This window comes from Mesorhizobium waitakense, from assembly GCF_056431085.1.
On the sequence record NZ_JBWKME010000139.1, the window covers coordinates 1 to 6,691 of the forward strand.

At 60.5% G+C, this 6,691-nt stretch carries 8 protein-coding genes and 1 tRNA gene; 4 read left to right on the plus strand and 5 right to left on the minus strand.

Translation table 11 applies throughout. The annotated features are described in order from the left end of the window. Positions 1 to 42: 42 nt before the first annotated feature. Positions 43 to 513 carry a GntR family transcriptional regulator gene (locus tag AC07FD_RS27535; protein WP_478352403.1) on the minus strand — a complete coding sequence of 157 codons (471 nt, stop codon included), beginning with the start codon at positions 511 to 513 and terminating at the stop codon, positions 43 to 45. Positions 514 to 722: 209 nt separating this feature from the next. On the opposite strand from AC07FD_RS27535, the gene AC07FD_RS27540 reads away from it, so the two are divergent. The 4 genes from AC07FD_RS27540 to AC07FD_RS27555 all read left to right on the plus strand — a co-directional run bounded on the left by AC07FD_RS27540 (position 723) and on the right by AC07FD_RS27555 (position 4,650). Beyond that, the gene (locus AC07FD_RS27540; protein ID WP_478352408.1) at positions 723 to 1,730 is read left to right on the plus strand and encodes an ABC transporter permease; all 1,008 of its coding nucleotides are present in this window, start codon (positions 723 to 725) and stop codon (positions 1,728 to 1,730) included. Next, positions 1,727 to 2,512, plus strand: a complete 786-nt coding sequence (locus AC07FD_RS27545) for an ATP-binding cassette domain-containing protein (RefSeq protein WP_478352404.1) — start codon at positions 1,727 to 1,729, stop codon at positions 2,510 to 2,512. Before AC07FD_RS27540 ends, AC07FD_RS27545 begins: the two co-directional genes overlap by 4 nt. Positions 2,513 to 2,607: 95 nt before the next feature. Next, positions 2,608 to 3,522 carry a sugar ABC transporter substrate-binding protein gene (locus AC07FD_RS27550; RefSeq protein WP_478352405.1) on the plus strand — a complete coding sequence of 305 codons (915 nt, stop codon included), beginning with the start codon at positions 2,608 to 2,610 and terminating at the stop codon, positions 3,520 to 3,522. Between the two features lie 105 nt (positions 3,523 to 3,627). Further along, a complete protein-coding gene (locus AC07FD_RS27555; protein ID WP_478352409.1) occupies positions 3,628 to 4,650 on the plus strand; it encodes a zinc-binding alcohol dehydrogenase family protein in 1,023 nt (340 codons plus the stop codon). Positions 4,651 to 4,753: 103 nt separating this feature from the next. On the opposite strand, the gene AC07FD_RS27560 is transcribed toward AC07FD_RS27555, so the two are convergent. The 4 genes from AC07FD_RS27560 to AC07FD_RS27575 all read right to left on the minus strand — a co-directional run bounded on the left by AC07FD_RS27560 (position 4,754) and on the right by AC07FD_RS27575 (position 6,437). Beyond that, positions 4,754 to 5,035, minus strand: a complete 282-nt coding sequence (locus tag AC07FD_RS27560) for a hypothetical protein (protein WP_478352406.1) — start codon at positions 5,033 to 5,035, stop codon at positions 4,754 to 4,756. A gap of 168 nt (positions 5,036 to 5,203) precedes the next feature. Continuing rightward, positions 5,204 to 5,347, minus strand: coding sequence for a ribbon-helix-helix protein, CopG family (locus AC07FD_RS27565; RefSeq protein WP_478352407.1), 144 nt, complete (start codon positions 5,345 to 5,347; stop codon positions 5,204 to 5,206). 298 nt (positions 5,348 to 5,645) lie between these two features. Next, positions 5,646 to 5,720 (minus strand) — tRNA-Gly (locus tag AC07FD_RS27570). A 543-nt stretch (positions 5,721 to 6,263) separates the two neighbouring features. Next, positions 6,264 to 6,437, minus strand: coding sequence for a hypothetical protein (locus AC07FD_RS27575; RefSeq protein ID WP_477288187.1), 174 nt, complete (start codon positions 6,435 to 6,437; stop codon positions 6,264 to 6,266). Positions 6,438 to 6,691: the final 254 nt, after the last annotated feature.

Sequence of the window (6,691 nt, forward strand, 5' to 3'; positions counted from 1 at the left end):
TCAAATCGCTTGCGCCATGCTATGGATGCGATGAATGTCGATTCAGCCTAGTGCGAAATCTTCCGTAAAGCCCTTGAAAAGCCAGCCCGTATTCGGCCTCTTCTCGAGCAGTCCAAACCGGCTGAAGCGTATCAGGAACTCGCGAATTCCGTTGGTCGCGACGCCGAACTGACGCGCAAGCTCGAGTTCGTTGATGCTGGTACCAGGTCTGGTGTCGCCCCGCAGCATCCATTCCATGAACTGCTGTTCCACATGCTTGGCCCGTGAGGTGGTTTCGGCGTCGGGATAGTAATCGCTATCCTCGACCGCACGGCCTGCCGTCCTGACACCGCTGCGCTCGGCGATGAGGTCGCGGTGGGCAAGTTCTCCCAAGACCTTTCGGACAGTCGTGCGGCTGACTCCCATTTTCCGTCTAAGCTCATTTTCGGAAGGGAGCTCTCCGGTCAATTGTCCGTCGCGCAGCATACTGGCGACGCGATTGAAAGCCTTCTTGTAGACAGTGTCGGTTCGCATCGGATCTTCCTCTGAGCAAGACCTTGTCCTTTCTACCATGAACTTTATCCATAAAAAACAACTTGACCAAGTCATGCTGGTTGTTTTTTATCGATAAGAGGGAACTAAAATACAGCATAAGTTTTTGACGACGCGGCTTGCACGGCCGCGGCGGGGAGGGAACTTTGCCTGAAACGCGAGGCACCGGCACCACTGCCGGCGACGCGGCAATGCCAGCACCCAAGAAGCAAGAAGCCGTTCCCGGACTCGCGCTTGGCCTGGCCCTGCTGAGCGCCGGTCCGGTCGTCATCCTGGTGTTGCTGATCGTCGTTCTCAGTTTTCTCTCCCCCTATTTCCTGACTGGACGCAACCTCAGCAACATCCTCGCCCAGACCGCCGTCATCTCGGTGGTGGCGATGGGCCAGCATCTGGTCATCCTGACACGAGGGATCGACCTCTCCGTCGGCTCGAACCTGGCACTGGCTTCCGTCGTCGGCGCGCTCAGCTTTCATCCCGGCGCTCCCGCCTTGGTGGTGATCGCGGTGATGGTCGGCTGCGGTGCGGCGGTCGGCACCATCAACGGGCTCTTCTACGTCTTCGGTCGGTTGCCGCATCCTTTCATCATCACGCTAGCAACATTGAGCATCGCCAAGGGGCTGGCGCTCCAACTCGCCGACGGGCGCGCCATCCCTGGAATGCCGGATGCCATCGATGCGCTTGGCCGCGAGGCGGTCTGGGGTCTGCCTGGATCGGTTTTTGTGGTTGCGGGCGTTGCCGCGGTGCTTTTCGTCATGGCCAAGACGATGGTCTGGGGGCGCTGGATTTATGCCGTCGGCGGCCGGCCCGACGCTGCCGTGCGCATGGGCATTCCTGTGTCCTGGGTCCTGGTTTCGGTCTATGTGATCTCGGGGCTGTGCGCCGGCATCGGTGCGGTCATCCTTGCCGGCCGCACCGACGCCGGTTCGCCCTTGTTCGGCAATCTGCTGGAACTGGATACGATCGCGGCGGTGATCATCGGCGGTGCCAGTTTTCTCGGCGGCCGCGGCCATCTTGGCCATGCCTTGATTGGCGCCATCATGATCGGCGTCATCCGCAACGCGCTCAACCTGCTCAACGTCAACGTCTTCTTCCAGCTCATCGTCATCGGCGTGGTCATCGTCATCGCGGTCGAGGCCGACGTGCTGCGCAACTATCTCGAAGGGCGCGTGCGGGTCATGCAGGCCGGGAGGCAGTCATGAGCGCCGTTGCGGCCAGCGCCGATCCTACAGCCACCGCGGATCATCCCGTCCTGGCGGTGCGCGGTGCAACCAAGCGGTTCGGCTCGGTCGTGGCGCTGGACGATGTCAGCATCGAGGTCCAACGCGGCGAGATCCTCGGGCTTCTCGGCGACAACGGCGCCGGCAAGTCGACGTTGACCAAATGCATCAGCGGGGTGCACCAACTCGATGCCGGCGCGATCCTTCTGGACGGTGCGCCAACGCAGATACGCTCCCCTGCGGACGCGCGCTTCGCCGGCATCGAGACCGTCTATCAGGATCTGGCGCTTTTCGACAATCTGACGCCGGGACAGAACTTCTTTGCCGGTCGCGAGTTGGCCTGGCCGCAATGGCTTCCTCGCGGCATGCGATTTCTCCAACAGCGCAGGATGGATGCCGAAACGCGCATTCTGCTTGCCAATCTGAAGGTCACGTTGCCAAGGCTGGACGCCGTCGTCGCCATGATGTCGGGCGGTCAAAGGCAAGCCATCGCCGTGGCCCGGTCGACCGTGTTTGCCCGCAAGGTTGTGATCCTGGACGAACCGACCGCCGCACTTGGCCTGCGTGAATCGCGGCAAGTGTTGAACCTGGTCGCTGCGCTGCGCGACCAGGGCAACGCCGTCATCCTGATCACCCACAACATGGAACACGTCACTGAGCTTGCCGACCGCGCCGTGGTGCTTCGCCAGGGCCGCAAGGTCGGCGAACTGGTGCCGACCAAGGACAACAAGCAGGAGCTGGTCTCCATGATCGTTGGAGCCTGACTCGCTCGAAATTTGGGGACTGTTCCGGTCCGCAAATGCCTGAAGCGACTTCCGCCGGAAGACGCCTCAATTTCCAAGGGAGGAATGGAATGCCAATGAACCGAAAACTGTTCGCTGGGCTGGCGATCGCCGTTGCGTTTGCGATGCCGGCTTCGGCCGCCGACAAGATCAAGATCGGCCTGATTACGAAATTCCCGGTGCCGTTCTACTCGACCATGGAGGATGCAGCCAAGAAATACGCCGCCGCCCATCCCGAGATCGAGCTGGTTACCGGCCAGGGCCAGGCGGCTACCGACATCGAAGGGCAGATCGCGCTGATCGAGTCCATGATCACGCAAGGCGTCAAGGGTCTGGCGATCACTCCGGTCGATCCGACCGTTGCGCCGGCGCTCGACAAGGCGGTCGCCGCCGGCATCAAGGTGGTTCTCGTCGACAACAGCATCCCGGACTGGAAAGGCCAGACAGCGCTGGTCTCGACCAACAATCTCAACGGCGGCAAGATCGCCGGAGAGTACCTGAAGACCGTGCTCAAGAGCGGCGACAAGGTCGGCATCCTGCAAGGTGTTCCCGGAGTGCCGGCGCTGGACGACCGGGTGACCGGCATGATGGAGGGCCTCGGCGACGTCAAGATCGATGTCGTCGGCAAGGGTGCAACCAATTGCACGCTCGAACTTGGCACGTCGGTGACCGAAGACATCCTGACCGCCAATCCCGATCTCAAGGCGATCTACTCGGCCTGCGGCCCGCCAATCCCGGGCGCCGTCAAATCGATCAGCAATGCGGGCATCGCCAACGACAAGATCATCCTGGTCGGCTTCGACGCCTGCTGCGGTGAGATCGAAGCGATCAAGTCGGGCGCGGAAGATGCCAGCGTTGCGCAATTTCCAGCAAAAATGGGTGAGCTTGGCATCGATACGGTCGTCAAGGCGATCCGCGGGGAAGCCGTCGAGGCCAACGTGGATACCGGCGCCGGTCTCGTGACGCTGCAGAACGTCAAGGACTTCGAGTGAACCACCAGTGGTCCGGTGGATTGCACCTCCGGACCACTTCCTGTTTCCGCACTCCAGGAATTATGCCGTTAGCGAAGGGGTGGAATTACACTTATGGACGCCACCATCAAGATCGTCCGATGCGCCGAGCCCGGCAGGCTGGCGTTCGAGGAACAGGCAGCGCCAGGCGCTCCGCCGGAAGGCTGGGTGCTGGTCAACGTCGCCCACGTCGGCATCTGCGGAACCGATTACCACATCTTCCAGGGCAAGCATCCGTACCTCGCCTACCCACGCGTCATGGGCCATGAGGTTTCGGGAACAATTGCAGCATTCAACGGGCCCGTGGACATGGCGGTCGGGCAACACGTCGTCGTCAACCCCTATCTTGCCTGCGGCAATTGTCCCGCCTGCCGCCAGGGCAAGCCGAACTGCTGCCTCGCGATCGAGGTGCTCGGCTTGCACCGTGACGGTGCCATGAGCGAGCAGATTCTCGTACCGGCGCAGAACCTCATTCCAGCGACCGGTCTGTCATTGGTCGAGGCGGCTACGGTCGAGTTCCTGGCCATCGGTGCGCACGCGGTCCTCAGGTCCATGGCCGGGCCGGGCAGCCGCACCTTGGTTATCGGCGCAGGGCCAATCGGCCTCGGTACCGCGCTTTTTGCCCGCATAGCGCGGCAGTGCGTGACCGTCATGGATGTCGATGCCGAGCGGCTGGCTTTTGCCGCAAGGCAGGGTTTTCTGGTGATCGACGGTTCGAAGGGTTCGATTGTCGAGACGATAGCAGAGCGAACTGCCAGGACAGGTTTCGATGTGGTCTTCGATGCAACGGGAAACAGCCGTTCGATGCGGTCTGCCTTCGCCTATGTTGCCCATGGCGGCGTCATGGTGATGGTCAGCGTCGTACAGGACGACATAACCTTCTCCGACCCAGAGTTCCACAAGCGGGAAATGATGCTGATCGGCAGTCGCAACGCGACGCGCGCCGACTTTCAGCACGTCATGGCTTCGATCCGCGCTGGAAAAATACCAATCGACGAACTCGTCACGCATCGTACGACCCTGCGTGACAGCCCACGCGATATCGCGATCTGGGCACAGCAGAAGTCCGGTCTGATCAAGGCTGTCATAGATGTGGCGGGATCTGGCTGATTTTGCCAAACGCAGTCGTGCAAAAAAGTCTCTCCGGAGCGTGTGAGACATCTGCGAGGAGAGAAGGACAGCCTGACTAGGCAGGGTTACCCCGGTAAGATCGCTACGGGCTGAGGAGGTCGCCATAGACGACGACGTGATGCTCGACGAATTCCGGCTTGTTGATCAGGTGCTGATCGTCCTTGGAATAGTAGTGGGCCCGCTCAGGTTGCTCGCCCGCATAGGCCTTTACCGCTTCCATATCGGTCCACCAGCTCAGAGCGCATATCTCCGTAACGCCGTCGCCAAGGTCGCGCAGCGTGATCTGGTGACCGAGATTGCCTTGGGTGGCGCCAAGCTCGTCGCCACCAGTCCCTGCCACGTAGCGCGCGTATTCGGCAGCCATCTGCGTGCGCACCGTCCCGCACTCGAAGAATTACCTGCCGGACCACTAGCCTTGGCCTCCGCTATCTATATCCCGTCACCCTTCTCGATCATCACCCCGCCGCCGCCATTCTCGGCAATGACCTCGACCCCGGCTGCTTCGAGGGCACGCGGGAAGTCGTCCAGGGTTTCACTCTGCCTTCAGTACCTGGAATCTGATCAGCCAGTCACGAATGATCAGTCGGACGGCCTCAGGTCGCGAAACATCATGCTCGGCAACAAATTGATCGACGCCGGCGAGCATGTCCGGTTGAAGGCGGACCATGATTGGCACGCCCTTTCCAGTCGGGGCCGGTCCCCGCCGTTTCTTTGATACCACGGTTTCTTGCTTTGGCATAAGAACCGTGATATCAGAATTCTTGTCCTTGCGGAAGCACTGGAGCCTCACACTAAAACCGAATTGGCGAAGATCCGATGCCGAACACCATTGTTCGGGCAGCCGCTGAAGGCGCGCCCGCTCCCAACCGCCGTGGCGGCTTCAACCGCCGCCGCCGTGGCGGTCGCGACAACGAACATGGCCGAAAGCTGCGCGCAATGGCGAGTTCATGGCATCGTGCAGGACATCCATCGAATGGTGCACTCGGCAGGGCTCGAACCTGCATCTGCCCGGGAAGGTCCCGCTCTGTCCTGGATTGAGCTACGAGCGCCAATTTTGGCAGGCTAATAGAACGGGCCTATTCGATCAAATTAGCGATTGGGATAGCCGGCACATGCATTGGAAGTAGGTCGAGGTGGGAGGCCGAGCTATCCTCTATATCGCCCTTTCTCGCACCAATATCGAACAACGACACCCGGTTGCGCCCGAAACAGACTGGCCGCAAGTTGACAATTCTCTCTGTTGTACGCCTCTGCTTCGGTCGCATCGAACGTGGCCACATGGATACGCATTTCGGCGGCAGCGGAGCTTCGGTACAGCGTATAGGTTTTGGAGTCATCAGCCTCGGGCGCGCAGCCAGCCAAGGCCGAAACCACCGCCAGAGCAAGGAACAACCTCATTTCAGCATCATAGGTGAGACGATCTAAGGAATGGAAAGGTCACGTTGCGCGGAGAACCTTTCGATCGCCAACGTGAAAGTGACATGATCTACGCCGGCTATGTGGAGGTCCTCGTTGCATCAGGCCCCGACGCACCGAAAAGCAGCGATGCTTTAGCCGGCCAGTGAAACTTACGGCGGGCATCCTCGTACCGTTCAGCGCTTCACGAGGTCGTCAAATGTGATACCGGTGCCATAACCGCTTGGCAGATCGGCCGTTGCCTCCCGGAAACTACGTTCCACGGCGGCTGTGTACCGGCCGTCATTCGCCAGCCTATCCCAAATGACGAAGGCGACAGCTAAGGCGATGACGACGAGCACCATTCGCATCGGACCCTCCCTCAAGAGTTCCGGCAGGCATAATACAGCCTGTTGCTAATATGCGCCAGCGTGGACGATGGCGAGGCTCGCGTCGGCCTATGTCCAACCAAGCAGCCAATGTGCCAGCAAGGCGAGGCAGAGGCCGGTTACAGCCGCATAATCGGCGGCGGGACGCTCGCCGGCTTAACCCACTTCATTAGTTGCAGCTAAGTTAGGATCAGGACCCATTAAATTGCTTGCGGAGGTGGCGATCGCTTGATTCA

Coding starts and splice junctions, on each gene's coding strand:
- AC07FD_RS27535 (WP_478352403.1), bottom strand. CDS start 513: ATGCGAACCGACACTGTCTACAAGAAGGCTTTCAATCGCGTCGCCAGT.
- AC07FD_RS27540 (WP_478352408.1), top strand. CDS start 723: ATGCCAGCACCCAAGAAGCAAGAAGCCGTTCCCGGACTCGCGCTTGGC.
- AC07FD_RS27545 (WP_478352404.1), top strand. CDS start 1,727: ATGAGCGCCGTTGCGGCCAGCGCCGATCCTACAGCCACCGCGGATCAT.
- AC07FD_RS27550 (WP_478352405.1), top strand. CDS start 2,608: ATGAACCGAAAACTGTTCGCTGGGCTGGCGATCGCCGTTGCGTTTGCG.
- AC07FD_RS27560 (WP_478352406.1), bottom strand. CDS start 5,035: ATGGCTGCCGAATACGCGCGCTACGTGGCAGGGACTGGTGGCGACGAG.
- AC07FD_RS27575 (WP_477288187.1), bottom strand. CDS start 6,437: ATGCGAATGGTGCTCGTCGTCATCGCCTTAGCTGTCGCCTTCGTCATT.